Genomic DNA, 26,296 nt, shown 5'->3' with positions numbered 1-26,296 from the left:
TGCGGGCCCCCTCGGCCCGGTCGTCGGCGAGCCGACGTCTGCGGCACGGATTCCCCGGCGGCACGCACGGTGACCACCTCGCGCCGCGCCCCCAAGAGAACGCGACCCGCCGAGCGGCCGACCGCCGCCCCCAAAGGCGAGACCCGCCGGGCGGCCGATCTCCGCCCCGAAAAACGCGAACTGCCGGGTCGCCGACCCCCGCCCCCGCAAGGCGAGACCCGCCGGGTCGCCCATCCCCGCCCCAAAAGGCGAGACTTGCCGGCCACCTATCCCCGCCCCAGGATCTCCAGTGCCGCCATCGCCGCGTTCTGCCCTCCGATGCCGCTCACGGCGCCGCCGCGTCGAGCCGACGAACCGCAGACCAGGATGCGGCTGTGCTCGGTCTCGACGCCCCACCGCTCGGCAGCCCCGCGCTGATCCGAAACCGCAGCGCCACCGCCCGGAACGCCTCCGCCACCACCCGGCGCCGCCGCACCAGCGCCGCCGCCCGGAACGCCCCCGCCGCCATCCACCGCCGCACCAGCGCCACCCGAACCGACCTGCGAGTCGCCGGAGTCGCCGTCGAGCCACGGCCAGGACAACCCGCCGTGGAAGATGTCGCCGCCGATCATCCCGAGCGAGCGTTCGAGATCTGTCGTGGTGCGCGCCTCGATGCACAGGCGTCCGTCGGGGGCCGTCATGATGCAGTCGCGCAGGGGCTCGGCGAGCACCGAATCCAGCGACTGCTGTGCGGCGGCGAGCAGTCTCGCGCCCGCGGCGACGGGGTCTTCCTCTTCGATGAGTCGGTGCGGAACCTGGAGGCCGAACAGTGTGAGCGTCTGCGCCCCGCTCGCCCGCAGATCGTCGCCGAGGATGGTCGGATCGGTGAGCGAGTGGCAGTAGATCTCGGCCGGGAGGGGCGAGGGCACGAGCCCGGCCGATGCGGCGGCGTAGGCGGCATCCAGTTGGGTCATCGTCTCGTTGACGTGGAACGTTCCGGCGAACGCGGCCTCGGGCGAGACGGACGTGTCCTTGAGTCGGGGCAGCCGCGACAGCAGCATGTTCACCTTGATCTGCGCGCCCTCGGGTCGGGGCGCCGTCGTCGGGGCCCCACCCGCGGTGAGGAGCCGCGCGAGGACGGCGCGACCGACGCCGCTCAGCACGACGTCGCCGATGAACGCCTCGGTCCGGTCGGACACCGCGCGCACCTCGCCGGACGGCGACACCGCGACCACGTCGACACCCGTGCGGATCTCGGCACCCGCTTCGCGGGCCGCCCGTTCGAGCTCGGCCGTGACCGCGCCCATACCGCCGACGGGAACGTCCCAGTGGCCGGTCTCGCCGCCGATGACGTGGTACAGGAAGCAGCGATTCTGTGCGAGCGACGCGTCGTCGGACGACGCGAACGTCCCGATGAGTCCGTCGGTCAAGGCGATTCCCCGCGCGAGGTCGCTCTCGAGCGACGCGCGCAGCAGTTCGCCCAGGGGGCGTCGGGTGACGGCCTCCCACAGCTCGTCGTCGCCCACGCGCGCTCGCACGTCGTCGGCCGTGGGCAGCGGCTCGGTCATCGTCGGGAACACCGCGCGTCCGAGCGGGGCGAGCCGCTCGCCGAACGCCGCGAACCGCTCGGCCTCGCCGGGGTCGCCGAGCGTCCGGGTGAAGGAGGCGGCGGTCGCCTCGGCATCCTGGGTGTCGATCAGGATGCCACGGGTCGGATCGGCGGGATCCGGTGTGTAGGAGGAGTACCGGCGTCGCCGCAGCTCGATGTGCAGGTCGAGGTCGTCGATGATCTTCTGCGGCAGCAGGCTGACGAGGTACGAGTAGCGCGACAGGCGCGCGTCCACCCCCGGCCAGGGGCGTTCGGAGACGGCGGCGCCGCCGACGGCATCCTGTCTCTCGAGGATCACCACCGAGCGGCCGGCGCGGGCGAGGTACGCCGCCGCGACGAGGGCGTTGTGCCCACCGCCGACGATGACGACGTCGTATCGAGTGGTCTCCGGGGGGTTCATGTCCCCACGCTAGCGACGGTCGCCGACATCGCCCAGAGGGTGGCATCCCAGTACCGTGGATGCCATGACATCTGCCGCAGACCTGCTCGAGATCGCCACTCGCATCGCGCGGGAGGCCGGCGACCTGGCCGCGCGGCGGCGGCGCGAAGGACTCGAGGTCGCGACGAAGTCGGTCGCGGCCGACATCGTCACCGCGGCCGACAAGGAGGTCGAGGCGTTCGTCCGCGCCGAGCTGGAGCGGGAGCGCCCCGAAGACGGCTTCTACGGCGAGGAGTCCGACGCGCGGGAGAGCCGCAGCGGCATCACGTGGGTCGTCGATCCGATCGACGGCACGGTGAACTACGCCTACGGGATCCCGGCCTGGGCGGTCAGCATCGCCGCGGTGGAGGGATCCGCAGATCCCGCCACCTGGAGCGCCGTCGCCGGGGTCGTCTACAACCCGGTCTCCGGCGAGATGTTCCGCGCGTCCCGCGGCGGGGGAGCGTGGCTCGGAGAGACCCGCCTCTCGGTCACGGCCGATGTCGGACCCGCCGGCGGGCTGGTCGCCACCGGGTTCGGATACGACCCCGCCACGCACGCGCCGACCCTCGAGCGGCTCGCCCGCGTGATGCCGATCGCGCGGGACATCCGCCGCATCGGCGCCGCGTCGCTCGACCTGGCATCCGTCGCCGCCGGGCGGATGGATGCCTACTACGAGAAGGGCACGAACCCGTGGGATCACGCCGCGGGAGTGCTGCTCGTGGAAGAGGCGGGCGGCAGGGTCGGCGGCGCGCCGGGCGGGCGTCCGGGCAAGGGCATGGTCATCGCGGCGGGCCCCGGGTTCTACCCGCGGCTGGAGGAGATCCTCGAACCGGAGCTGTGAATCTCGGAGCCGCTCATGGCATTCCCAGTGATGCCGGGTTAGGGTAGTTACCTGTTCGTTATTTTCGCGACCCGAACCTGCGGAAATGGCAGAAGCCCGAAAGCCCGAAGCCGTCGCGCCTGCGACATGAACCGAGAGCCCCCGCGCGTTGCCGTCAGAAGCCCCCGAGACTGAGCCCGCCCGCACGCGGCGATCCAGTCGCCCCTCCGCCACGCCCGTCGCCGCCGAGTTGACGCGTGCCGAGCGGCGTCGTCGCACCTCCGTGGTGGTCGCCGAAGACTCGGCCCCCGAGTCGGTCGCACTCGATCCGGCCCCCGTCGACGCGGAGCACGCGTCGCAGCCCGAGATCGTCGAGCAGGTCGCGGCCGCCGTCGTCGAGACGGTGATCGCCGCCACGATCCAGCCGACCCTGCCCGCTCCGCGTGGTCGATCGTCGCGTGCCGCTGCGAGCTCCGCCACCCCCGAGGTGACGGAGGCCGAAGCGATCGCGACGACCGAGACCGCGGCATCCGGTGCCCTCGAGGTGGCCGTCGTCGATGAGCGTCGCTCCGACGACGAGGTCGCTGTCATCCTGCAGAGTTCCGATGCGGCCGAGGCGACCACGCCCGTCACGCTCCCGACGTCGCCGATCACCCTCCCGGTGTCGCGTCGCAGCCGCCGTCGTCCCGTCGCCGCCGAGTCTCCCGAGCCGGTCGCGGCGCCTGAGCCCGCCGAGCGGCCGGCGGCCGTTGACGAGCCCGCCGCCGACGAGCCCGCGCCCCGCTCATCGGCCCCCGCGGACGAGATCGCCGACGAGTTCGAAGCCGCTGCGCGCCTGTTCTCGTTCACGGGCGAGAACGCCGTCCAGCGCCCCGCGGCCGAGCCGGTCGCCGAGGCCTCGCGTCCGGTCACCCAGGGCCTGCCCGTGGATGCCGCCCCCCGCCGTCGCAGTGGACGCCGGGTGGCTGCCGCCTCCTTCTCCGTCGGCGTCATGGGGCTGGTCGGACTTCTGACGGTCGGGATGACGATGCCCGTCAGCGCCCTCGCGTCCGCGAACGGAACGGCCAACGTCGCCGCTCCGGCAGCGGTCGCCACGCAGAACCTCGCCGTCGGCGGCGGAGACGTCGAGGGCGGTTCGATCCAGGCGTATGTCGCTCCGGCGCAGTCGCAGTCCGCGATCGTCGACCGTGCCGACGGGTACTCCGCGGCCACCTACGCCCAGGTCGCCGCCGACACCGGCATCAAGAACCCGAGCGACTTCTACGTCAACGACACCTCTGCGGCCATTCAGTGGCCGTTCGCCGTGGGCGTGGGGATCACCTACGGCTTCGGCATGCGCGACGGTGTCATGCACGAGGGCGCGGACTTCGTCCCCGGCGAGGGCGCCCCGATCCAGGCGATCGCCGACGGCGTGGTCCGCGAGGCGACCGAGGCCGGCGGCGGCTACGGCGTCGTGGTCGTCATCGACCACAAGATCGACGGACAGCTCGTCTCGAGCCGCTACGCCCACATGCTGTACGGCTCGCTGCAGGTCAAGGCGGGCGACACCGTCCACGTCGGCCAGGTCATCGGCCACACGGGCAACACCGGTCACTCGTTCGGCGCCCACACGCACTTCGAGATCCTCATGAACGGGACGGTCGCCATCGACCCGATCGTCTGGCTCCGCGCGAACGCCGGACGCCACTCGCTCGATTAGAAGAGGCCGCCAAGCTCTGATATTCTCTTCTAGTTGCCCGGAGCGATCCGGGTACGCCCCGATAGCTCAGTGGCAGAGCACTTCCATGGTAAGGAAGGGGTCGTCAGTTCAATCCTGACTCGGGGCTCAGAGCATCTCCTTCGCGGGATGCCACGCGGCGGGGTAGCTCAGTTGGTGAGAGCGCACGACTCATAATCGTGAGGTCGCGGGTTCAAGCCCCGCTCCCGCTACATCTCGGACAGGTTAGCTGTCTTACTCGAACAATTGTGCCTCCGGCGGACCGCTTCTGTGTCCCGAGCCCGATGCTCGTGCCTGTCGTCACTGCCGTGAGTTCGGCAGCCGCTTGTCTGTGACGGCAGCTTTGGACAGGCGTTTCCATAGACGTGATCTGCGGACGTTTCTCCGGCGCCGTCTGTGCATGTGGTGCCTCGTGGGCGCTCCGTTTCGGTTCGCGGACTGGCCCTGCGCTTCGCGGCCGACCGTCGTGACTTTCCTGAAACATTTCTATGTGTAGGGTGAGCATCACCTGGGGACCAGGTTCTTGTCGCTCCGTTCGGGCGAGCTAGTCGGGGGTAGGTGTTGCTGAGTCGCGCGCGCATTTTTTGGGTTTCGGCGGTCGCGATTTTCGCGCTTCTCGTGGGTGTGGGGGTTCCTGCGCAGGCGGCTGAGGTGCCGGTGTCGGAGCCCCCGGTCGAGGTGAACGAGCAACCGGCACTCCCGGCAGGCGAGGCCCCTGAGGTGGTGGCTTCCGTGCCGGAGGGGTCCTTCGATGCGCCGACGGAGGAAGTCGCTCCGGAGCCTGTCTCGACGGTCGCGCCTGCCGCGCCCGTAACGACATCGTTCGAGTCGAGCAAGATCGATCACGACAACCTCGAGGTGGTCTCACGGGCGGAGGATTCGACGACGTACCGGACGCCCGATGGTGGGTTGGCGAAGTACCTCACCCCGGGACCGCAGAACGTCGAGACCGACGAGGGCTGGAAGGAGATCAACACTGACCTGTCGTCTGCAGACGATGGGTGGAAGGTGGACGATCACCCGCTGAGCCCGGAATTCGCGGCGTCCGCGGATGATACGGATGTCTTGTCGGTGTCTCGTGGTGGGCACGATGTGTCGATGTCCCTGATCGGGGCGGTCGAGGGGGAGGTGGCTGCGCCGTTCTGGTTCTGGGACGACCACACCGAACTGACCTACCGAGATGTCAAACCGGGGATCGACCTGGAGTACGAGGTGCAGTCCGGTGGGGTCAAGGAGAACCTGGTCCTGAAGACGTTGCCGACGACGAACGCCTGGGCGTGGCGGCTTGATCCGGGCTCGTTGACGCCGACTCTGAGCGAGGACGGCTCGGTCGCGTTGTCGGACGTCTCCGGCAAGACGGTGTTGCTGATTCCGGCGCCGGTGGCGTTTGATTCCTCGGGGGAGCAGGGCCAGCGGGAGCCGGTTTCGATTGCCCCGACGCCGCGGCTGGCGAAGTCGTCGGATGGTACGTGGCGCTACGGCTTGCAGGTCTCCTACCAGTGGCTCACGGACCCTGCGCGGGTGTACCCGGTCACGATCGACCCTGGTATTGCGCTCACGGGCAGCACGGCGTACAAGTCCGACGGGGTGGTGCAGAACAACGCTCTGTATGTCGGAAACACGCGCCAAAGCAACTCGAACGTGTATTGGCGGTCGGTTGTCACCTTCGACTACGGGAGCATCCCGGGCAAGTTCATTGCGGAGTCCCAGCTGCAGTTCGCGTACGCCGATGAGGGCACGACCTCCAGCCAGCAGGGCTGGGTGCACCAGGCCAGTTGCTCCGGCTACGAGTGCCGCTCCCAGCACCTCACCGGGTACAACCTCGGCGATGACTGGGCTCAGACGGACGGGTGGGGGCTTGCGCAGCGTCTGGTCGATCGTTTCCGGGTCAACGATCGACCCGCGTGGTTGGTCGGCGGGAACGAGGACGGCTCGTACTCCTTCAAGAGCCTCGATGTTGGAATGTGGGTGGAGTATTGGGATTTCCCGTCGGTGTGGACGAGTTCTCCCACGAATGGAGCCAAGGGTGTGAGCGTGGCACCCGTCCTCACGCTTGGCGCATCAAACCCGGGAAACCGGACGCAGAACTACGCGTTCGAGATCGCCACCGACCCGGGCATGAGCAACTTTGTCTTCACGAATTCGTGGCAGACGGGCACGAGTGTCCAGATCCCCGAGGGTGTGCTGCGTCCGGGCACGGACTACTACTGGCGAGCCCGTGTAGTTGACGATGCGAACGGTCACCTCGGGCAATCGACGGATAAGTACTCGAGCGTGGTGAAGTTCACCACCAACCAGGTTCCGATGCCCCCGGTGGGTTCGGCGACGCCGGGCGCGTTGCAGACGGAGGCTGTCCCAGCGGTGACGACGCTTACGCCGACGCTGCAGGTCGACCATGTCGCGGACACGGATTCGGTCGGGGGGTCGATGACGTATCAGTTCAAGATCGCGACGGGTTCGGATGGGAAGTCGGGTGCGGTGACCGCGTCGGGGTGGATCGCGCCTGGGGCGGACGGGAAGGTGAAGTGGACCGTCCCGGTGGGTGCGTTGCAGGACGGTGGGGTGTACAGCTGGAAGGTCGCAACCCGTGATGGGGCAGATACCAACTGGTTCAACCCGTGGGTCAAGCGGTTCCGCGCCGACTTGCGGTTGGGATCGTCCGGCCCGTCGCCGTTCGATACCACGGGGCCGGTGACAACCAACCTTGCCAACGGGAACGCGACGGTGTCGTTCGCCTCGCCCACCGTCGATGCGCTCGGCGGCCCGATGGGTATGTCGTTCACCTACAACTCCCAGGAGGTGCCGGGAGCGAACCGTGGCCTGACGGGGGAGTACTTCGATGCCCGCGTGAGCAGCGGAGCCCCGAGCAGTTTCGATCTCACCGGCAAGGTCCCCGTGTTGGTGCGGACGGACCCCGGGGTGTATTTCGACTGGGGAACCCGTGCCCCCGCGGATGCGCTGCCAGCGGACTACTTCATGGGCAGGTGGACCGGGTTCATCACCGTCCCGCCGGCCTTCGTCGGCAAGCAGGTGCAGTTCGGGCTCCGTCAAGACGACGGCGCGCGCCTCTGGGTGAACGGTGAGAAGCTCGTCGACAACTGGGCCCTCTCCTCACCTGCAAAAACATGGGGTCCCGCGCGCCAATTCGGTGGCAACGCGATGCCGGTCCGGTTCGAGTACTTCGAGAACAACGGCACCGCCGTCGCTGAGATGTGGGTCCGGGTCGACGGCGCGGAGTACGTCGTCCCGCCGAACTGGTTCACCAAGAAAGTACAGACCCTCCCCGAGGGCTGGGGTGCGTCCGTCCCAATCGCGGGTGCGAGCTCTAACTGGGTGTCCGCGCAGATCACGGATTCCTCGATCATCCTCACCGACGTCACCGGCCGTGCCCACACCTACCTCAAGGTCTCCGGCGGTGGATATCAAGCCCCGTCCGGTGAATACGGTGTGGCCAGCCTCGACGGCAGCGGACTCGTGGTGTTCACCGACGAAGACGGCACCGTCTACCAGTTCACCAAGGAGGGACGGGTGTCTTCGGCCACTCCGCCGGAGGATGTCCGCAAGGCCGCCGCGCCGCAGACGATCCTGAACGCGAACGGTGTGGCGACGCAGATTGTGGACCCGGTGTCCAAGAGCGGCAGCACCTATCTCCGCCAGGTCACCTTCACCTACCAAGACGGTGGCCAGCAGGCCTGCCCGACGCGGTCCGCGACCGGGTACGCCGCGACTCCGGTGGACATGCTGTGCAAGATCGCCTACCCCGACGGGACGAACACGCAGCTGTTCTACAACACCGAAGGTCAGCTCGCCCTGGTCCTGGACCCGGGCAACGAACGCACCATGTTCGGCTACCAGTCCAACGGGTGGCTCAAACAGATCCGCGACGCCACCGCCAACGACAGCATCCCCGTCGAGGCTGCCTCCGGCACCGACGACGCCGCATCCACCCGCATCACCTACACGGGAGACAAGGTGACCACGGTCACGCTCCCCGCACCCGACGGAATCTCACAAAGCACCCGACCCTCCCGCACCTACGGGTACGAGAGCGGGCGCACCTCTATAACGATCGCCGGACTCACCGATGCCGTGCAGTGGGCGGAGTACGACGCCGCGTGGCGGCAGACCGCTCGAGTGAGCGCGATGGGCGTGCGCACAACCCAAGCGTGGGATTCCGCGAAGGACCTCGTCCTCTCCAGCACGGATTCCACGGGACTGGTCTCCACCCGCATCTACGACACCGTCGACCGGGCGGTAGAGAGCTACGCGGCCGCGCCGGCAGCGTGCTTCGGGAACGATCGTCGACCGATCAGCGACCCGACCTCCGTGTCCGCGTGCGGTGTGGTGCCGGCGAAGTCGTCGACCGTGTACGACGGGGGCCTGAACGGGCTGCAGGTCGCGTGGTACACCAACACCCGCAAACTCCAGGGAAAGCCCACCCACTACACCCTTGGCGTCGGTAACACCGACGGCAGCATCAACATCGACTGGGGAAACAACTCGCCCGTTTCTGGCACCATCTCCGCCGACAACTTCTCCGCCCGCCTGACGGGACTGATCACGTTCCCGCAGGCGGGGACCTTCCAATTGCGCGCGTTCGCCGACGACGGTGTCCGAATCTGGCTCAACGACGTCCTCGTCCTCGACAGGTGGTACGACGGCGGCCAGAACGCCGACAGCAACACCTTCACCGTGACAGCCGGTGAAGTCCGCCGCATCCGCATCGAACACTACGAGAACACCGGCTACGCCGCACTGAAGCTGCTCTGGAAAACCCCCGGCGCCGCCGACTTCACCACCGTCCCCGGGACCCAGCTGCGGCCCGATTACGGCCTCGTCACGAGGTCCCAGGTCGATGACGCGACCTCGGTCTCTGGCGCCGCCGCTCCCACCGTCACCACCACGACCGCGTATCAAGACCCGATCGTCGGTCAACCCACCCAAACCGCTGTCGACCCGAGCGGACTGAACCTCAAGACCACCGCAACCTACGAGACGCTCAACGGCACCGGCTGGCTCCGACAGCTACGCCGCTCCCTACCCGCGGCCTCGGCGGTCGGCCCGACAGACGCCAATAGCACGACCCGCACGTACTTCAGCGACACCGGAACGTGGAGCACAGCGAATTGCGGCGTCCCCGCAGGCACCCCGCAGTTTGGCAAATTGAAGTCCGTCACTGGCCCCACACCGGCGTCCGGTACTCCCATCACTACGAACTACTTCTACGACGTGATGGGACGCCTCGCTGGTACCAAGGTTGACGGTGATACCGCCTGGTCCTGTACCACCTACGATGCCCGAGGCCGCGTCACCAAACAGGTCACTGCCGGACCCACCGGCGTCGCTAGCACGACGGTGAACACCAGCTACAACGCCACGGCGACCGGTCTCACCGTCGCCGTCACCGGACCTACGATCGCGGGCTCGACGAACTCGACGGTCACGACCAAGACTGACCTGCTCGGCCGCACCACGTCCTACATAGACGTGTGGGGGACCACAACCACGCCCACATACGAGGCACTCACGGGTCGTCTGCTCAAGGTCACGACAACAGCGACCGGTATTCCCAGCACGGATACCGAATACACGTACGACCTCGATGGGAAGACCACGCAAGTCAAGAACGCGGGACAGGTCTACGCCACGCCCACTTACGACGCGGTGCAGCGCCTCAGCAACGTTAGCTACCTCGGCGGTGCCACACTCGACGTGACCTGGGACGCCAAACGTGGAAGCGTGCAGAAGAACACCTGGACATTCCCCGGGTCATCCGCGATCACGGACTCGGTCACCCGATCGGTCGCCGGCCGCATCGTGCAGGAGAAGATCGTCCAAGGCGCCAAGACGTACACATCTACATACGGTTACGACAGTGCTGGCCGGCTGATCAATGCGAAGATCCCAGGGCACGACCTGACCTACCAATTTGCATCCACCGGCGGCTGCGGCCCCAACACTGCCGCCGGAGCATCCGGCAACCGCACCGGGTACGTCGACGCCTACACCGCGCCGGGGACAATCACGCCTGTCACCACCACCACGCAATACTGCTACGACTGGGCCGACCGCCTCTTGTCCACGACCGTCGCTGGCGCGCCCAGCGGCGCAACAACTATCGCCGACGGACTCGCGGCCAGCGACATCGCCTATGACTCGCGCGGCAACACCAGCCGGATTGCCGACATGACCCTCGCCTACAACTCGAGCGACGCTCATACTGGTACCACATACGCTGACGGCACTACCGTCACCATCACCCGCGACGCGACTGGGCGCGTTGTCTCGCGCAGCACAGACCCAGCCGGGCCAACCGCCCAAACGACCGTCCGCTATGTCTACGCCGGGGCGGGCGACGTGCCCTGGGCAATGGTGCCAGCCTCTGGTGCAGCAACTCGGACGATCATCCTTCCTGGCGGCGTGAGCGTCGACGTTCCGGGGGCCGGAACGGTGACGTGGGCATACCCATCACTTCAGGGACACACCATCACTACGGGCGACGGGAACGCCATTACTGGCATCCGCCTGTACGACCCGTATGGGCAGCCCCTTGCTCCCGTGAGCTTGGCCATCGGAACCACCGAGGCCGACGATTCGGGTTCCGTCAATGAAACCAGTGGATGGTACGAGGCGGCGCAGAAGTTGACGGAGTCGGTCGGCTCAACCCTGATGGTTGAGATGGGCGCTCGTTTGTACGTGCCCGCGCTGGGCCGGTTCTTGCAAGTCGATCCTGTAGAAGGCGGCGTCGACAATGATTACGTTTGGCCCACCGACCCCATCGGCAAGAATGACCTCACGGGCAACTTCGAAGTCGACTGGCTGACAGTCCTCGATGTGGCATCAATAGCCCTCATGTTTGTGCCGGGAGTCGGAACGGTTGCTGGACTGGGAATTCGCGCAGCGACTTTGGGTGTCCGCTTCGGGATCGCGCTCGCCGCTCGCCCGGTCGTGTCCCTAGCTGTCCGTGCTGCTAGCGGCGGAGTAATTAGAGGAATCTCGATGCACGCAACAGAACAGATGGTGATCAGAGGGGTGAGCGCCACGAGGATGCTTCGAACAGTCGGCAGCGGATCCACTGTTGTCCAGCGTGGCTCGCTCGGAAGATACGGCTGGTCGACCAAGCTAGTTGGAAAACCAGCGACCGTTACCGTTGGAAATCAAAGTCGCGTCATAACCTCTGTCTATCCGACCTCAAGATCCCGGTGGGCCAGACTTGTTCGCTGATTAGCTTGGGATCGTCGCGAATACAGCATGATGTCATCATGATGGAAAAACCGACTCGCGTAAAACTTCATCAGTACCGCGAGGTGAGTCTTCTCGTCGCCACTCTTCGTAATGTGGATGTTTATTGCGTGGTGCGGCCCGATAGTTCTCAAGCCGCGATCCATGCTGCCATGAGCTGCTTGGCGGAAATTGGTGAAGCATCTTTCTTCTCCCCCTGGCGAGTCAAGAGAATCTTGCGCCGGCTCGGCAGAACATGGACAGAGGTTACGGCCGGGGTTGGCTGGACGGAGGACCTGGCTGCGGCAATATCCATGTCCCGAGATCTTCTGGAGGATCTGGATCTAGCGGGCGTGAGCCCGCTAGAGGTGGACCGACGCGATGAGTACGACGACGTTATATTTGCGATTATGGCGAACATAATCGTCGGTGATTCCACATCCATCGTGTCGTGGGTAAAGACCGTGTACGAAATAGGCTCACGCGCGGATCAGGACCAAGCTCTCTCCTCCACCTTGCAAGCTGTCGAAAATTTTCTCGCTGCGACACGTGGGCCCTAGTGTCGCGTGTCGTTAGTTTGTAAGTAGTTGGGTGGTTGAGAGAATTGGCTGTGGCGAATTCTCCGGCTCCGGCGTTGCGGCTTTTCGAGGGTGACGAGTCGGATTTGCGTGGCTGGTTGAGGTCGACGACGGTGTCTGCGGGGGCTGCGCGGAGGGCGCGGATCGTGCTGCTGGCGTCGGAGGGGATCGCGAATACGCGGATCGCGGAGTTGGTCGGCGCGACGGTGGTGACGGTGCTGAAATGGCGCGGGCGCTACGAGGAGGGCGGTATTGCCGGGCTGGAGGATGCGGCGCGTTCGGGTCGTCCGCGCCACCTTGATCATGCCGATATCGTCGCGTCCGACGCTCATGCCGCCGCCGAAGAAGTACGGGGTGACGCATTGGTCGTCCCGACTTCTCGCCGCGCATCTGAAGGTGGGGAACGCGACGGTCGCGCGGGCGTGGCGGGAGTATGGGGTCCAGCCGTGGAAGTCGGAGACGTTCAAGTTCTCCACCGATCCGGAGCTGGTTGGGAAGGTCACCGATGTCGTCGGACTGTATCTCGCGCCGCCGGAGAACGCGGTCGTGCTGTGTGTGGATGAGAAGTCCCAGATCCAGGCGCTGGACCGGACGGCACGATGCTGCCGATGCGTGTCGGCGATGCGGAGAAACGCACGCACGATTACAAGCGGCACGGCACGACGACGTTGTTCGCGGCGTTGGAGATCGCGACCGGGCACGTCACCGGGGCCGTGAAGCCGAAGCGCCGCAGGCAGGAGTTCCTCGCGTTCCTGCGCCAGCTCGACCGCGTGTACCCAGACGTCGAGTTGCACCTGGTGATGGACAACTACGCCACCCACAAGACCCCTGAGGTGAGTGCCTGGCTGGAGAAGAACCCGAGATTCCACGTCCACTTCACCCCGACATCCGGGTCCTGGCTGAACCTCGTTGAAGTCTGGTTCGGGATCATCGACAAACAGGCCATTCGCCGCGGCGTCTTCACCAGCGTGAAAGACCTGAACGCGAAGATCCGACAATTCATCACCGGCTGGAACGACCGCAAACACCCCTTCGTCTGGACCAAAACACCGGAACAGATCCTCGCGAAAGCAAACCCAAAACGAACTTCAGAAACGCGACACTAGGGCGAGTACCGAAGAGTGCCCGAGCCTGGGAAATACTCGGATCCGTGTCGACTGCACCCCGGGGAGGCCTTAGGGTGCGCGAGAATACCGTTCAGGGCGCGCGATATGTCCTGCGGACACCCGTGCTGACGAAAGAACGGTCTGAGGAGCTACCATCGGACCAAGCAGTTACCCACCGCCGCGGCGAGTCGAAGGAGCAGTCAATTCTGCCGCATCAAGTAGGCAGACCGTACGCACGCCTGCAAGTGGATCGAGGGTCAACTTGCGAGGCTGCCGCCGCGTGGGCGGAGCTGGACTCCCTCTTTGATGAGCCGCTGTCGGACGTTGTTGTAGCTGGTGTCGAGGCGGGTTGCGATGGCAGCGATCGGTTGGCCGGACTCGTACATCTTCTTTGCAAGTTCGACCTGGTCGCTTGTGAGCGGCTGGCGGCGCAGCACTACCCCCTCGTCTCGAAGCAGTCGCAGGATGCCGGTCTTCGAGAGCCCATAGGTCTGACAGAGACTCGGCGTCGTTGCGCCGGACTCGTACTCGGCGACGATCCGCCTGACGAGGACCGGTTCGAGACGCCGGCGAAGCGATCGGCTCACCTGCTCGACGGGCATCGCGGAGGTGGCGAGATTCGGCGTCAGATCTACCAGTTTCTGCAGTTCCACTAGGGGCGGCGGTAGGAGCGCCGATTTATTCGAGTAGTGGTGTTCTGGCTCTACATCTCGGACAGCCCGGCTGTCCTGCCCGAACGATCGCGTTGCCGACGGATCGGCCCGTGGCCTCTGGGGCCCGCGCCTGTCGCCTTGCCTTCGCCGGTACCCTTCAGTGAGCAAGAAGGGACCCGCCATCGTGGTCACAGTGGTGGAATGGGCGACGATCGTCCGCCCGGTGGGGCGATTCCCCTGGGTCGCCTACCTGCTCCCAGCCCTCTCGCTGGGGGTCGTCTCTGCTTTCGGTGCGTACTCCGCGCTCAGCTCGCCCGATGGTGGTGGCCTCTGGATCGTCTTCTGGCTCGGTCTCGGGGTGATCCCCATGGTCGGAGCCCTCGGTTTTCTTTCGCGAAGGCTCGTGACCGTTCGCGACAAGGCACGCGAGGAAACTGACCGATCCGCGGCTCTCGCCACCTACCTGTTCTCATCGTCCGCCATCGGGATGAACATCTCGAGTTGGCGGGATTGGACGAGGGGCGACGAGAAGGGGCCGGGATTTCTGCGGCTCGAAGGGTCCGCGCTGCTCGTCTTCACCGCCCGATGACGGCGTTCTGCGACGGTACGCGTGGGACCAGATCGAGCGAGTAGAAGACGTTCGGGTGTGGGGGCGACTGATTTGGTCGCCGCAACTGAGAATTCATTTCTCCGATGGTGCCCAGTTCATGGCCTCGTTGGCTCACGCGGGCATCAAGAGCGTTTGCGGGTTCAGCGGCGCGGAAATGCGTAGCCTGATCGAGCACGTGGAGCGACGGGTCTCCGGCGCCCACAGCTGAGCGAGGCGCGACGGGCACGAGGCGAGCGCGCCGACCCGGCGAAGACGACCCCAGCGGAGCGGACCTCGTTTCAGGACGGACGGGCCGTGCCCCTCCATCCGCGCGTAGCGTGAACCGCATGCCTGAAGAAGTCGCGCGCTGAGCCGTGGCATCCTCCCCTCCCGATCCACGGCGCTGGCGCGCCCTGACGGTCATGCTCCTGGGCCAGTTCGCCTCTCTTCTGGACGTGAGCGTCACCAATGTCGCCCTTCCCTCCATCGGGAGGGCGACCGGCGCCGACGCGAGCCAGTTGCAGTGGATGGTCACGGGCTACGTGCTCGCGTTCGGGCTCGTTCCGGTGATCGGTGGACGGCTCGGGGATGCGCGAGGCCGGCGGCGGATGTTCCTGATCGCGGTCATCGGCTTCGTCACCGCCAGCGTCGCCGTCGGCCTTTCCCCGACTCCCGAGGTGCTCATCGCCGCGCGCGTGGTCCAGGGGGTGTTCGGGGGCATGATCGGCCCTCAGGTCTCGGGGTTCATCCAGAGCACGTTCGCGCGTGAGGAGCGTGGCCGGGCTTTCGGCCGTCTCGGACTCACGGTGGGGGTCGGAACGGCGGCCGGGCCCGTGGTGGCGGGACTCCTCATCGCGGCCGGTGGCCCGGAGATGGGATGGCGGTGGGTGTTCTTCATCAATGTCCCGATCGGGATCGTCGCCGTCGTGCTCGCGCGACGGTGGATCCGCGCCGATCGGCCGTCGACCGAGCCCGGACCGCGCCGACTCGACCTTCTCGGCGCTGTGCTGCTCGGTGGGGGACTGTTCTGTCTCCTGTTCGCGATCGTCGAGAGCGGTCAGGATGCCACTCCGGCCGTCGCACTCCTCCTCGTTCCCGCGGCCGTGCTGATCGCGGCGTTCATCCGGCACGAAGCCCGGCTGACGCGCGCGGAGGCCGGTCCGCTCGTGGACCTCCGGCTGTTCGCGGTTCCGTCCTTCGTCAGCGGCGTCGTCTTCGCCGTCGTCTTCTTCTGCAGCAACACCGGGATTCCGCTGGTCCTCGCGCTGTACTACCAGGACGGTCGGGGGTTCACGGCCCTGCAGTCGGCAGCCGGGGTCACGGCGTTCGCGCTCGGATCGGTGGTGGGCGCGCCGCTGGCGGGACGTTTCGTCTCGCGCGTGGGTCGCCCGCTGCTGGTGGGTGCGGTTCTGCTGTTCTCCGCAGCCACGATCGTGCTCGGACTCCTGATCGGTCTGGCGCCCCTCGACGGCGACCCGCCGGCCGTGATCCTGCGTCTCGCAGCACCGCTCTTCCTGCTCGGGGTGGCCGGTGGGGCGATCGTGACCCCCAACCAGACGCTCACGCTCGCCGACGTGGACCCGGCGCGTGGCGGCGTCGCGGGAGGAGTCGTGCAGACCGCGCAACGGCTGGGCGGCGCCGTGGGGCAGACGGTCCTCGGCACCAGCTTCGTGCTCGCGTTGGGGTCGACCCCGCGGACCGATACACCGGGGGTGCCGGCGCCCAACCTTTCGGTGTTCGACGGAGCCGTGGTCGTCGCACTGGCGGTGTCGTTGGTGTTCTCCCTGGCGGCGCTGGCGGTCAGCGTCGCGGGAGTTCGACGCGCGCGGCGCTGACCGACCCCATCGGTCGGCTCCGCCGAGCGCGACGGCTCATCGGGATCGCCGCGCCCGTGGACGGGGCGGAGCCGTCGACCGCGCCGGCGCCACGGGCGACGGAGCGAAGATGAGAGTCTCCTTAGAGCCGCTCGGCGATCATGCGACCATGACCTCGCACAGCCGACCGACCCGAGTGCCCGACCCTTCGCCGATCTTCTGGGTTGCGAAGGCCGTATCGACGGCGCTGGGGGAGGCGGTGTCGGACTTCTCGATCCGGGCTCTCGATCCGGTGGTCGCCGTGCTGCTGGGGTTCGCGTTCTTCGTCCTGGCGCTGGCCTGGCAGCTCACCCGGCGGCGCTACCTCCCCGGGGCCTATTGGCTCGCGGTCGCGGCGGTCGGGGTCTTCGGGACCATGGCGGCGGATGTCGTCCACGTCGTGATCGGCCTGCCGTACGCCGCATCTGCCGCGCTCTACGCGCTCGCTCTGGCATCCGTCTTCGTCCTGTGGCGCCGTCGCGAGGGCACGCTGTCGGTGCATGACGTCACGACGACGCGACGCGAACTGTTCTACTGGGCCGCGGTCGTGGGCACGTTCGCGCTCGGCACGGCGGTGGGCGACCTGACGGCCGTCACGTTCGGGCTCGGCTATCTCGCCTCGGTCGCGGTGTTCGCCGTTCTCATCGCGGTCCCGATCATCGCCTGGCGGATGGCCTGGTGGACCGGCGTGTTCGCGTTCTGGTTCGCGTACGTCCTCACGCGTCCTCTCGGAGCGTCGGTGGCGGACTGGCTCGGCAAGCCGGTCGACGAAGGCGGGGTGGGCGTGGGCACCGGGTGGGTGTCCCTCGCCCTGACGGCGGTCATGGTGGTGCTCGTCGTCGTCATGCGGGCCCGCCGCGGGTCACCGGCGCCGGCGGCCGCGGCATCCCTCGGAGGACACTCGCGGCAGACTCTGATCTGATGTGCGCACGGCCGGTGTCGGCGTGGGGGAAGAGAGGCGGAGCATGAGCGGATCAGGGAGCGCGCGGCCGCGGCTGCTCCTGGTGGAGGATGACGACCAGCTGGGGCCCGTCATGGCCACAGTCCTCGACGAGGTGTACGACGTGACCCTCGTCGCGGACGGCGGCGACGCGCTCGATGTCGCGACCTCGCGGACCTTCGAGGTGATGATCGTGGACCGGCGCCTCCCCACCGTCGACGGGCTTACCGTCGTCGAAACCCTCCGGCGCTCGGGTGCGGGCGTCCCGATGCTGATCCTCACCGCGCTCGGGGCCGTGCAGGACAAGGTGCGGGGTCTGGATGCCGGGGCGGACGACTATCTCGTCAAGCCGTTCGAGTTCGACGAACTCTTCGCGCGGTTGCGTGCGATCCGGCGGGTGCGGAGCGGGGAAGGGCCGTTCGTGCGCGTCGGCGACTGGGAGTTCTACCCGGAGTCGCGCGCCGTGTACTCGCCGTACGACGGGCGGATCATCCTGACGGAGCGCGAGAGTTCGCTCCTCGCCCTGTTCGCTGTCCACCCGCAACGCACGTTCTCGCGCGACGACATCCTCCGCGCCGTCTTCTCGCCGGATGACACCCCCGGAGCCGTCGACACCTACGTGCACTACCTGCGCAGGAAGACCGATCCCGGCATCGTGCAGACCGTCCGCGGCCGCGGGTACCGCCTGGGGCTGATGTGATGCGGCCGACGCGACCTCGTGACGCCGACAGCGTGCTCGTCCGGTCGGCGGCGTGGCGAGTGGCGCTCACGATCGCGGGCGCCGTGTCGGTCCTGGTGCTCGCCGTACTGGTGGCGGCGTTCTCAGTGGTGCTCACGCAGATCCGCCTCGGCGACCTGCTGCACCCGACCCCCCGCACGACGCTCGTCGACGTGGACGCCGTGGACATCCTGCTCGGCGCGGTCGTCATCGGCGTGTGCGCCATCGCCTCGGCGTGCCTTCTGGGCTTGCTCGTCACTCGCCGGGCGGTGCGTCCGCTCGTGGATGCGCTCCGGCGCCAGCGCGAGTTCGTCGCCGACGCGTCCCACGAACTGCGCACCCCGCTGGCGATCCTGGATGCCAGGATCCAGATGCTCCACCGCTCCGTTGCGGCCACCGACCCCCACGCGCGGGTGGTGGAGGAGATCCGCGCGGACTCGCGGACGTTGAACGCGGTCGTCGCCGATCTCCTGGAATCCGTGGAGATGCCGACGTCCTCGGGCGGCGAACCCACCCCTGTCGTGGGGATCGTGGAGTCGGCGGTGACGGCGATGACCGTCCTCGCGCGGAGGCGCGACGTCCACCTCGTCAGCGGGCCCCATGACGAGGGCCTGCGCGTCGACATCCCTTCGGCGGGCCTCCAGCGGAGCGTCGTCGCTCTCGTCGACAACGCCGTCAAGCACTCGCCCGCCGGCGGAATCGTGGTCGTCGTGGCGCGCCGCGACGGCCGCCACGTGCGCATCGACGTCACCGATGAGGGTCCCGGCATCCGCGGGATCGCCCCCGAGAGGGTGTTCGACCGATTCGCCCGTTCGGCGCACGCCGTGGACGGCGGCGGCTCTTCCCGCACGGGGTTCGGGATCGGTCTGTCGCTCGTCCAGGAGGCGGTGACCCGCTACGGGGGGTCCGCGAGCGTCTCGGACACCTCGGATGCCGGCACCACCATGACCCTCCGTCTCCCCGCCTCGGCTCGACGGCGTCGCTGAACCGGAGCGGGCGAGAGCCTCGTGCTCCGGAAACCGAAGAAGCCCGGCGGCGTCGCTGACGACGTCCGCACGGGCTTCTTCTGCCGCTCGGGTGCGGCTCGGGTACGTGCTATTTAATTAGAGATTCTTACTATTTGCGGTGTTTATTTCTTATTCATCGCGCGGGAATCGGCTGATTCAGCGAAATCTCGCGCGAGTCGAAGAGGCCCCTTTTTGCGATGACCATGGTGTACCCCTGGGATCGCAGTTCCTGTGCCGCCTCTTGCGTCAAAGGACGCCGGTCGATCTTCTCCCACCCATTGGCGAGCCGGTATCCGTGTGTGATTATGCGTGCGCGTGGCATTACAGATTCCTCCCCACGCACATATTTGCATCATGCAGTGCCAGAATGCTAATCCAGTCGGAATATTCGCGTGAATACGCCGGGAACGGTGGGTCTCCGGTCGGTCGATCCCCGGTTTCCGTCGGGCTCGCCTCAGCCTGGCACGCAGCATCCTTCGCTGTGTAGGGACGCGAGGCGGCTCACATGCAGTTGATAACAAACGGGTCCCGGGGTCCGTGGATGTCGCGCGCGCCCGGATTCCCGTGGAGTTTGAATACGCCGTCCAAATTGTGGCTGGGATCGCTCCCAATTGCGTAATGGTGCGGATTTCCGTGCAATCAGAGCCACGCCCGGCAGTGCAAGCGCTCCCACGTGCAGGCTGCATTCCTTCAAAGGCATGACGCGGGGGAGTCTCGAGGATCGAGAATCGCGGATCCGGATGCGGCGGTCCGCGCCCCTCGTCAGGGTCCCCGGGGCGCGTCCGGTCGGTCCTCCACATCCCACAGCGTGTAGGAGGTCACCGAACCGGCCGGAAGCCCGAGATCCTCGTCGGCGGCCCGCAGGCTCGTCTCGACCCCCAGGATCCGACCCGAGTCGAGGGAGACGAGGAGCGTGGCATCCGTGTTCGGTGTGCCCGTCGGGATCCCGCTGAATCCGATGGCGGCGCGCCCGACACGGTCGGTCGTGCGGCCGAGCAGTCGGAGGTCCGACGTGCTGCGCACCACATCGAGGAGGGCGGCCTCCTGCGCGTCACTGAACGTCCACTCGCCCAGCAGGCTCTGCGCCGCGATGATCGCGTCGCCGGACGTCAGGGGAGACGGCGGGTCGACCGCCGCGGTCATGACCTCCCGCATCCCTTCGACCGTCGCGGGTGGCGGCTGGCTCGAGAGCGGGTGGAACTGACCCCGTACGTACGACATGTCTCCCACGACCGTGCCCGGTGCGGGTCCGTCGGCGGGCACCGTGTCGCCGGCGGCGTCGGTCGACTCCGCCGTCGTCGTCACCACGGATCCCGAGAGATCGGCGTTCCACGACACGTCTACCCACTCGCGTCGGAACACCGTCGCGTCGGGGTCGCCGACGGAGACGCTGAAGAACCACCCCAGAGTGAGCGACCGGCGCACCGCGTCGTTGCGCCCGGGGTTCTGCGCGAGGCGATCCTGCGCGGCGGCGAGAAGTGCGGGCACGTCGTCGTCCACCGCCGAATACTGCAGCGGCGCGGGCGTCAGCGCGGTCGCCGTGGGAGCGGGCCACCAGACCACGGCGCCCACCACGAGCGCCACCACGGCCGCGACGGCGGCGGCGAGGCCCGGCAGCACGCGCCGACGCCCGCCGCCGGTCGCGCGCGGAGGGCGGTCCAGGATCTCGCGGAGGCGTCGCTCCGCGGACAGGGGCACGGGCGCGTCCGACGGTGTCCGCGCGGGGTCGAGGGCGCGCAGCGCGCGCACCAGATCATCGTCGGTCACCGGGCACCTCCTCCCACGCGGCGGCGGAGTCCTGCAACGCGGGTCGCAACCGCGCGCGCACCCGGTTGAGGCGTGTCCACACGCTCCCCGGGCTGAGGGACATCACCACGGCCACCTCTGCCGCGGAGAGCTCCTCCCAATAGGTCAGCCAGAGGATCTCCCGATCGCGAACGGGGAGTGCGCGGACGGCCTCCACCAGCCGTCGGGTCATCTCCGACTCGGGTTCCCCGGCGAGAGAGCGCACCTGGTGCTCGATGTGGGTCCACAGCGCCTCCTCCCGGTCCCGGCGTCGGTATTCGTTGGCGATGAGGTTGCGCGCCGTCCGGTAGAGCCAGGGCAACCCGAACGGCTCGGACGGGGTGCGCTTGCGCCAGGCGATCTCGAAACACTCCATCGTGAGATCGGCGGCCGCCTCGCGATCGGAGACCCGGCGCTCGATGAACCGTCGGACGCCGGTGTAATGCTCGCGGAACAGCCGGACGAACTCGATCTCGTCGTTCATGGGCGCGCGTTCCCGTGCGCTCGACGGGGCTGTGTCGCGCGCGCCCGGATCCTTACAGGGCGTCGCCGGGAAAATCTTCTCGAACCGGATGTAAGGAATCGCGGACGACGGACACGACAGAGGTGGGGGCGGGCGTCCGAGCGGCGCCCGACGGCCCGCACCAGGCGGATGTTCGGATCTGAGGCCGGCGGGTGAGGGGTTGCGTCGCATGGGGGTGGCGCAACCCCTCGAATCCTCGTGCACCCCGGGGTCTCGGAGCGCTCGGGTGGCGGTGCCGGCGTCACCGGTCGCGTTCGGGGTCGGTCCGCAGCCCGTCGAGCGCGAGTCGGACGATGTCGCGCCCGAGCCGGTCGCCGTCGACCTCGCCCTCGGGGCGGTACCACTCGACGACCGAGTTGATCATCCCGAAGAGCAGACGGGCGGCCACCGAGGACTCGACGTCGTCGCGGACGCCGCCCTCGGACTGCGCTTCGGCGACGAGGACGCCGATGCGATGGTCGAACGCGCGGCGGCGCACCAGCGCGGCCTGCTCCACCGGTCCGTTGCCGCGCACGCGCAGGAGAAGCGTGACCGCCGGCAGATGCGTCACGAGGACGTCGGTCGCGCGGCCCAGGACGAAACGCAGACGGTCCGTGGCGGACCCCGCGGTGGCACCCGGCTCGCCGAGCACGGCCTCGAGGGCGTCGAGCGCACTGTCCAGCGCGACCGCCAACAGCTCCTCCTTGGACGAGAAGTGGTGGTACAGCGCGGACTTCGTCACACCCAGGCGCGCGGCCAGGTCGGCCACGCTCGTGGCGTCGTACCCCTGCTCGTTGAACAGCCGCACGGCGACCGCGAGCATGCCCTCGCGGTCGTACCCGGGCCGACCGCGCCGCGCCGGGGGAGGAGACGGGGGGAGCGGACCGGTCACGGTGCCCAGTGTGGCATCCGCGGACGTCCGCCGCTCAGCGGTGATCGCGCCACGAGTGCTGCGGCGCGTACCCCAGCAGGCGCCGGGCCTTGTCGATCGAGAGCAGGGTCCGGGTGTCGTCCAGGTCGGTCCGCGTCTCGACGTCGGGGAAGACCTCGGCGACGAGCTCCGCGTTCGGGCGGGTCATCACGGTGTCGGCGGCGGCGATGATGAACGTGTCGAATCCGGCGGGGGCGTTCTCGAGCGCACGTTCAACGGCCTGGGCGCCGTCGCGGGCGTCGATGTAGCCCCACAGGTTCCACTTCCGCGTCCGGGCGTCGGCGTCGAACGGGAACTCGGCGTAGTCCTCCGGCACCATCACGTTCGAGAAGCGCAACGCGGTGATGGAGAGCGAGGGGTGCCAGCGCACCAGCTCGGTCGCGAGGCGCTCCTCCAGCACCTTCACCAGCGAGTACACCGACTCCGGGCGCGGGGCGTACTCCTCGTCGACCGGGATGTAGGGCGGGTCGATGTCGAACGGCAGACCCAGCACCGTCTCGCTGGACGCGTACACGATGCGGTGGATGCCGAGGCGCACGGCTGCCCAGAACACGTTGAACGTGCTGGTCATGTTGTTGTGGAACGTTGCGATGTCCGACCGGATGCCGGGAGCCGGGATCGCGCCGAGGTGGACGAGCGCGTCCACACCGTCGTGCTGGTCGTTGACGCCCGCGAGGGCGTCGATGACCTGACCGTAATCGGTGAGGTCGACCTGGACGAACCCGGGCCCACGCTCGCCGCGGAGGTCCAGGCCGATGACGTCGTGGCCCGCGGATCGCAGCTCGCGCGCGACGACGGTGCCGAGTTTGCCGGATGAGCCGGTGAGAGCGATGCGCATGGGCGTCCTTCGATCGGGGGCGTGCTCACGACGTTACCGGCCGCCCGCCGCGACGAGCTCTTCCGACGGCCGAAGGGCCCGCGCCGTCGCGTGGTGCGGCACGGGCCCGGGGTGGGGACGCGTCAGGCGACGCGGGTCTCCTGCGGCTCCTCGTCGTCGTCGCTCGGGATGTACACGTCCACGACGGTGACGTTGATCTCGGCGACCTTCATGCCGACGAGCTCGGTGATGGCCTGGTGGACCGCGGCGCGGACGTTCGAGGCCACGCGCTGCAGCTGCTCGGGGTAGTCGACCTGGATGTCGATGTCGGCGGCGACCTCGGTCTCGCCCACCTCGACGCTCACGCCCTGGGCGTGGTCCTTGGCGCCGACGGCCTGACGGATGTTGCCGATGACGCGGGCGGCTCCGCCACCGAGGGCGTGCACGCCCGGGACCGAGGCGGCAGCGATGCCGGCGACCTTGGCGACCACGGGGTCGACGATGACGGTCTTGCCGACCTCGGGGGTGGTGGGAGTGGTGGATGCCATGAGTTCGTCCTTTCGTCAACCGTCCGCGCGCTTCGGGCGCGGGGTGTTTCGCTATGTGGACGAGCCGGATTCGCGATTCGTCACGAGCCCGACCTGGAAATCTGCTGACAGGAAAAGGCATGACCTCTTTGTCCACCGCGACCGACGCGTTCCTCGCGTCACGCGCGGCTGACGGTGATCAGATCGCCTTCGGAGTGCTCGTACGTCGCCACGCCCCGTTCCTTGTCGCCTTCGCCACGAAACTGACGGGCTCGCGCGCGGATGCCGACGACTGCGTCCAGGAAGCGCTCATCACCGCGTGGCGGCGACTGCCGGACCTCGCCGACCCCGAGAAGGTGCGCAGCTGGCTCACCACGATCGTGTCCCGCAAGGTGACCGATCGGATGCGCTCGCGGAAGATCTCCGAGCAGATCGACGAAGAGATGGTGTCGGTCGGGGATGACCCGGAGCGCTCGGTTGTGGCATCGTCGCAGATGGACGCGTTGAAGAAGGTCCTGGCCGATCTCCCCGAAGAACTGCGCGTCGTGTGGGTGCTCCGCGAGATCGGCGGCCACAGCTACGACGAGATCGCGACCGAGGTCGGAGAGACCGCCGCCACCGTTCGCGGGCGGCTCGCCAGGGCGCGGAAGACCGTGTTGGAACGCATGCAGGAGTGGAGGTGATCGGATGAGTGAGGACGTGGACGACGTGGACGACGTAGGCGGTTCGGGATACTCGCTCGAGGATCTCTCCGCGTATCTCGATCGAGGGCGCACCCCCCGGATCCCCGCGATCGAGCGCAATGCCGAATGTCAGGCCCTCTTGGCATCCATGGAGCGGATGGGCCGTCTCTCGCGCGAGATCGTCGACGAGCAGGCCACGGAACCGCTCGCGGAGTCCTGGTACGACGAGATCATGCGCGAGGTGATGCGCGAGTTCCGCGCCGGACGGGACATCCCCCTGACCCGCACGGCGGACGGAACGCAGCTCGTCGTCACCGAGGGCGCCCTCTACGAACTGATCCGCACGGTCGGCGACGATGTCGCCGGCGTGCTGGTCGGCCGCGTGCGCATCGATCAGCCGGAGCCCACCGACGCGCTCGACGTGCGGGTGACGGTGAGCGTGCTGTTCGGATATCCGATGCAGCGCACCGTGGACCTGATGCGCGACGGCATCCGTGCCGCGATCGAGCGTCACGGCGAGCTGAGGGTGGGGCGCGTGGATGTCACCGTGGGTGATGTGCACGTCGACGTGGAGGACGAATGATGACGGAAACCGCTGCCGATATCGCGCCGCGCATCGACTTGGCCGTGACCGCTGTCGCCGGCGTCCGGGAGTCCTACTCGGCGCGACCGGTCGTGGCGCGCGCGTACGAGCGGATGGCCGAGGTCGAAGGGTCCCTCTCGGCGGTCGACGAGAAGGACGGGGCGCGCGCGGTCACCGTCTGCATCGGCGTGTCGTCGGACGACGACAGCGCGGCCGTCGCGTCGGCGGTCGCCGACGCCGTGCGCCAGGCCGGTGCCGACGCTCCCGCGGACACCGTCCGCGTCCGCGTCGCGCGCCTCGTGGCACCTCGATCCTGAGCGACCTCGCGGCCACCTCACGGCGCCGCGCAATACGCTGAGAGGACCGAACTCTCTCCCCCCACGGAGGACGCATGCCCACGCAGCCCGTGATCGCCGTCACCGGATCGACCGGAGCCGTCGGAGGGCGCGTGGCGCGCGACCTCGCGGCACGCGGCATCCCGCAGCGTCTGCTCGTCCGCGACGCGTCGCGCGCGCCCGAGCTCGCGGGCGCCGAGGTCCGCGTCGCCGGATACTTCGACGCGGATGCCGCGGCCGCCGCACTCGCCGGGATCGAGACGTTGTTCATGGTCTCGGCGTCCGAGTCCGCCGACCGGGTCGAGCACCACCGGACGTTCGTCGAGGCCGCCGCGCGCGCGGGCGTCCGGTCGATCGTCTACACGTCGTTCCTCGCCGCGGCCCCCGACGCCGTGTTCACCCTGGGGCGGGACCACGCCGCCACGGAAGAGATCATCCGCGCCTCGGGGATGTCGTGGACGTTCCTCCGGGACAACTTCTACATGGACATGATGGAGCTCTTCGCGGGCGATGACGGCGTCATCCGCGGCCCCGCGGGCGACGGGCGCTGCTCCCTCGTGTCGCGGTCCGACGTGGCGGCGACGGCGGTGGCGGTCCTTCTCGACCCGGCCACCCACACCGACACGGCGTACGACCTCACCGGTCCGGAGGCCCTGACGCTCGCCGAGGTGGCGGAGAAGATCTCCGCCGTGCGGGGTCACCCGGTGCGCTATCTCGACGAGACGCTCGACGAGGCGTACGCCTCGCGTGCGGTCTACGGGGCGCCGCCGTGGCAGGTCGACGCCTGGGTGAGCACGTACACCGCGATCGCGAGCGGCGATCTGGCGCGCGTGTCCGGCGACGTCGAGGCCGTGACCGGCCGCCCCGCGCAGAGCTTCGACGAGTTCCTCGGCGCCATCGCGTGAACGGTCGCTGACGCGTC

Annotated in this window: 20 protein-coding genes, 2 tRNA genes and 1 pseudogene; 16 read left to right on the top strand and 7 right to left on the bottom strand. The window is 68.1% G+C overall.

Features of this window, described 5'->3' with window-relative positions; translation table 11 throughout:
- Positions 1-266: 266 nt before the first annotated feature.
- Entirely contained in the window at positions 267-1,988 is a 1,722-nt protein-coding gene (locus BGO45_RS06380) for an NAD(P)/FAD-dependent oxidoreductase (RefSeq protein ID WP_292691905.1), read from the bottom strand.
- 64 nt (positions 1,989-2,052) lie between these two features.
- Between BGO45_RS06380 and BGO45_RS06375 the strand changes: the two genes are divergently transcribed.
- The 7 genes and pseudogenes from BGO45_RS06375 to BGO45_RS06345 all read left to right on the top strand — a co-directional run bounded on the left by BGO45_RS06375 (position 2,053) and on the right by BGO45_RS06345 (position 13,451).
- Positions 2,053-2,850 carry an inositol monophosphatase family protein gene (locus BGO45_RS06375; protein ID WP_292691903.1) on the top strand — a complete coding sequence of 266 codons (798 nt, stop codon included), beginning with the start codon at positions 2,053-2,055 and terminating at the stop codon, positions 2,848-2,850.
- A 265-nt stretch (positions 2,851-3,115) separates the two neighbouring features.
- Entirely contained in the window at positions 3,116-4,528 is a 1,413-nt protein-coding gene (locus tag BGO45_RS06370; protein WP_292691901.1) for a peptidoglycan DD-metalloendopeptidase family protein, read from the top strand.
- 55 nt (positions 4,529-4,583) lie between these two features.
- Positions 4,584-4,655: transfer RNA gene (locus tag BGO45_RS06365), tRNA-Thr, on the top strand.
- Positions 4,656-4,684: 29 nt separating this feature from the next.
- Positions 4,685-4,758: transfer RNA gene (locus tag BGO45_RS06360), tRNA-Met, on the top strand.
- Between the two features lie 346 nt (positions 4,759-5,104).
- Positions 5,105-11,770, top strand: a complete 6,666-nt coding sequence (locus tag BGO45_RS06355; protein WP_292691899.1) for a PA14 domain-containing protein — start codon at positions 5,105-5,107, stop codon at positions 11,768-11,770.
- 38 nt (positions 11,771-11,808) lie between these two features.
- The gene (locus tag BGO45_RS06350; RefSeq protein WP_292691897.1) at positions 11,809-12,327 is read left to right on the top strand and encodes a hypothetical protein; all 519 of its coding nucleotides are present in this window, start codon (positions 11,809-11,811) and stop codon (positions 12,325-12,327) included.
- A 74-nt stretch (positions 12,328-12,401) separates the two neighbouring features.
- Positions 12,402-13,451: pseudogene (locus tag BGO45_RS06345) on the top strand (IS630 family transposase).
- A 257-nt stretch (positions 13,452-13,708) separates the two neighbouring features.
- Here the strand turns inward: BGO45_RS06345 and BGO45_RS06340 are convergent.
- On the bottom strand, positions 13,709-14,104 hold the full coding sequence (locus tag BGO45_RS06340) for a helix-turn-helix domain-containing protein (protein WP_292691895.1): 396 nt from the start codon (positions 14,102-14,104) through the stop codon (positions 13,709-13,711).
- Between the two features lie 160 nt (positions 14,105-14,264).
- Here BGO45_RS06340 and BGO45_RS06335 point away from each other — a divergent pair, with 160 nt between their 5' ends.
- From BGO45_RS06335 to BGO45_RS06315, 5 genes are all read left to right on the top strand, one after another.
- On the top strand, positions 14,265-14,693 hold the full coding sequence (locus BGO45_RS06335; protein ID WP_292691893.1) for a hypothetical protein: 429 nt from the start codon (positions 14,265-14,267) through the stop codon (positions 14,691-14,693).
- Between the two features lie 374 nt (positions 14,694-15,067).
- Positions 15,068-16,528, top strand: coding sequence for an MFS transporter (locus BGO45_RS06330; protein WP_292691891.1), 1,461 nt, complete (start codon positions 15,068-15,070; stop codon positions 16,526-16,528).
- A gap of 148 nt (positions 16,529-16,676) precedes the next feature.
- Entirely contained in the window at positions 16,677-17,468 is a 792-nt protein-coding gene (locus BGO45_RS06325; protein WP_292691889.1) for a hypothetical protein, read from the top strand.
- A gap of 43 nt (positions 17,469-17,511) precedes the next feature.
- Positions 17,512-18,186: a response regulator transcription factor gene (locus BGO45_RS06320; RefSeq protein WP_292691887.1), complete on the top strand. Its 675-nt coding sequence runs from the start codon at positions 17,512-17,514 to the stop codon at positions 18,184-18,186.
- A 59-nt stretch (positions 18,187-18,245) separates the two neighbouring features.
- Positions 18,246-19,190 (top strand): sensor histidine kinase KdpD, encoded by a 945-nt coding sequence (locus tag BGO45_RS06315; protein ID WP_292691885.1) that lies wholly within the window; start codon positions 18,246-18,248, stop codon positions 19,188-19,190.
- Positions 19,191-19,973: 783 nt separating this feature from the next.
- Here the strand turns inward: BGO45_RS06315 and BGO45_RS06310 are convergent.
- The 5 genes from BGO45_RS06310 to BGO45_RS06290 form a co-directional block, all read right to left on the bottom strand.
- The gene (locus BGO45_RS06310; protein WP_292691884.1) at positions 19,974-20,978 is read right to left on the bottom strand and encodes a hypothetical protein; all 1,005 of its coding nucleotides are present in this window, start codon (positions 20,976-20,978) and stop codon (positions 19,974-19,976) included.
- On the bottom strand, positions 20,965-21,480 hold the full coding sequence (locus tag BGO45_RS06305; RefSeq protein WP_076494417.1) for a sigma-70 family RNA polymerase sigma factor: 516 nt from the start codon (positions 21,478-21,480) through the stop codon (positions 20,965-20,967). The genes BGO45_RS06310 and BGO45_RS06305 overlap by 14 nt, the downstream gene beginning before the upstream one ends.
- Before the next feature lie 280 nt (positions 21,481-21,760).
- Positions 21,761-22,321: a TetR/AcrR family transcriptional regulator gene (locus BGO45_RS06300; RefSeq protein ID WP_292692897.1), complete on the bottom strand. Its 561-nt coding sequence runs from the start codon at positions 22,319-22,321 to the stop codon at positions 21,761-21,763.
- 103 nt (positions 22,322-22,424) lie between these two features.
- Complete coding sequence (locus BGO45_RS06295) at positions 22,425-23,267, bottom strand: NAD(P)-dependent oxidoreductase (protein ID WP_292691882.1); 843 nt, start codon at positions 23,265-23,267, stop codon at positions 22,425-22,427.
- 122 nt (positions 23,268-23,389) lie between these two features.
- Entirely contained in the window at positions 23,390-23,794 is a 405-nt protein-coding gene (locus tag BGO45_RS06290; RefSeq protein WP_292691880.1) for an Asp23/Gls24 family envelope stress response protein, read from the bottom strand.
- Between the two features lie 119 nt (positions 23,795-23,913).
- On the opposite strand from BGO45_RS06290, the gene BGO45_RS06285 reads away from it, so the two are divergent.
- The 4 genes from BGO45_RS06285 to BGO45_RS06270 all read left to right on the top strand — a co-directional run bounded on the left by BGO45_RS06285 (position 23,914) and on the right by BGO45_RS06270 (position 26,279).
- Positions 23,914-24,456: a sigma-70 family RNA polymerase sigma factor gene (locus BGO45_RS06285; RefSeq protein WP_076494424.1), complete on the top strand. Its 543-nt coding sequence runs from the start codon at positions 23,914-23,916 to the stop codon at positions 24,454-24,456.
- Positions 24,457-24,460: 4 nt separating this feature from the next.
- Entirely contained in the window at positions 24,461-25,039 is a 579-nt protein-coding gene (locus BGO45_RS06280) for an Asp23/Gls24 family envelope stress response protein (protein WP_292691877.1), read from the top strand.
- On the top strand, positions 25,039-25,356 hold the full coding sequence (locus BGO45_RS06275) for a hypothetical protein (RefSeq protein WP_292691875.1): 318 nt from the start codon (positions 25,039-25,041) through the stop codon (positions 25,354-25,356). Before BGO45_RS06280 ends, BGO45_RS06275 begins: the two co-directional genes overlap by 1 nt.
- Positions 25,357-25,430: 74 nt before the next feature.
- Entirely contained in the window at positions 25,431-26,279 is an 849-nt protein-coding gene (locus tag BGO45_RS06270) for an SDR family oxidoreductase (protein ID WP_292691873.1), read from the top strand.
- Positions 26,280-26,296 lie beyond the last annotated feature (17 nt).

This window comes from Microbacterium sp. 71-36 (genome assembly GCF_001898305.1).
Lineage (GTDB): Bacteria > Actinomycetota > Actinomycetes > Actinomycetales > Microbacteriaceae > Microbacterium.
This window is presented reverse-complemented; position numbering and strand designations above follow the sequence as displayed.

Excerpts from the sequence above, each read along its gene's own strand:
- BGO45_RS06375 (WP_292691903.1), top strand. The coding sequence starts at position 2,053 with ATGACATCTGCCGCAGACCTGCTCGAGATCGCCACTCGCATCGCGCGG.
- BGO45_RS06280 (WP_292691877.1), top strand. The coding sequence starts at position 24,461 with ATGAGTGAGGACGTGGACGACGTGGACGACGTAGGCGGTTCGGGATAC.
- BGO45_RS06350 (WP_292691897.1), top strand. The coding sequence starts at position 11,809 with ATGATGGAAAAACCGACTCGCGTAAAACTTCATCAGTACCGCGAGGTG.
- BGO45_RS06300 (WP_292692897.1), bottom strand. The coding sequence starts at position 22,321 with ATGCTCGCGGTCGCCGTGCGGCTGTTCAACGAGCAGGGGTACGACGCC.
- BGO45_RS06320 (WP_292691887.1), top strand. The coding sequence starts at position 17,512 with ATGAGCGGATCAGGGAGCGCGCGGCCGCGGCTGCTCCTGGTGGAGGAT.
- BGO45_RS06270 (WP_292691873.1), top strand. The coding sequence starts at position 25,431 with ATGCCCACGCAGCCCGTGATCGCCGTCACCGGATCGACCGGAGCCGTC.
- BGO45_RS06295 (WP_292691882.1), bottom strand. The coding sequence starts at position 23,267 with ATGCGCATCGCTCTCACCGGCTCATCCGGCAAACTCGGCACCGTCGTC.
- BGO45_RS06285 (WP_076494424.1), top strand. The coding sequence starts at position 23,914 with ATGACCTCTTTGTCCACCGCGACCGACGCGTTCCTCGCGTCACGCGCG.
- BGO45_RS06380 (WP_292691905.1), bottom strand. The coding sequence starts at position 1,988 with ATGAACCCCCCGGAGACCACTCGATACGACGTCGTCATCGTCGGCGGT.
- BGO45_RS06290 (WP_292691880.1), bottom strand. The coding sequence starts at position 23,794 with ATGGCATCCACCACTCCCACCACCCCCGAGGTCGGCAAGACCGTCATC.
- BGO45_RS06275 (WP_292691875.1), top strand. The coding sequence starts at position 25,039 with ATGACGGAAACCGCTGCCGATATCGCGCCGCGCATCGACTTGGCCGTG.
- BGO45_RS06325 (WP_292691889.1), top strand. The coding sequence starts at position 16,677 with ATGACCTCGCACAGCCGACCGACCCGAGTGCCCGACCCTTCGCCGATC.
- BGO45_RS06305 (WP_076494417.1), bottom strand. The coding sequence starts at position 21,480 with ATGAACGACGAGATCGAGTTCGTCCGGCTGTTCCGCGAGCATTACACC.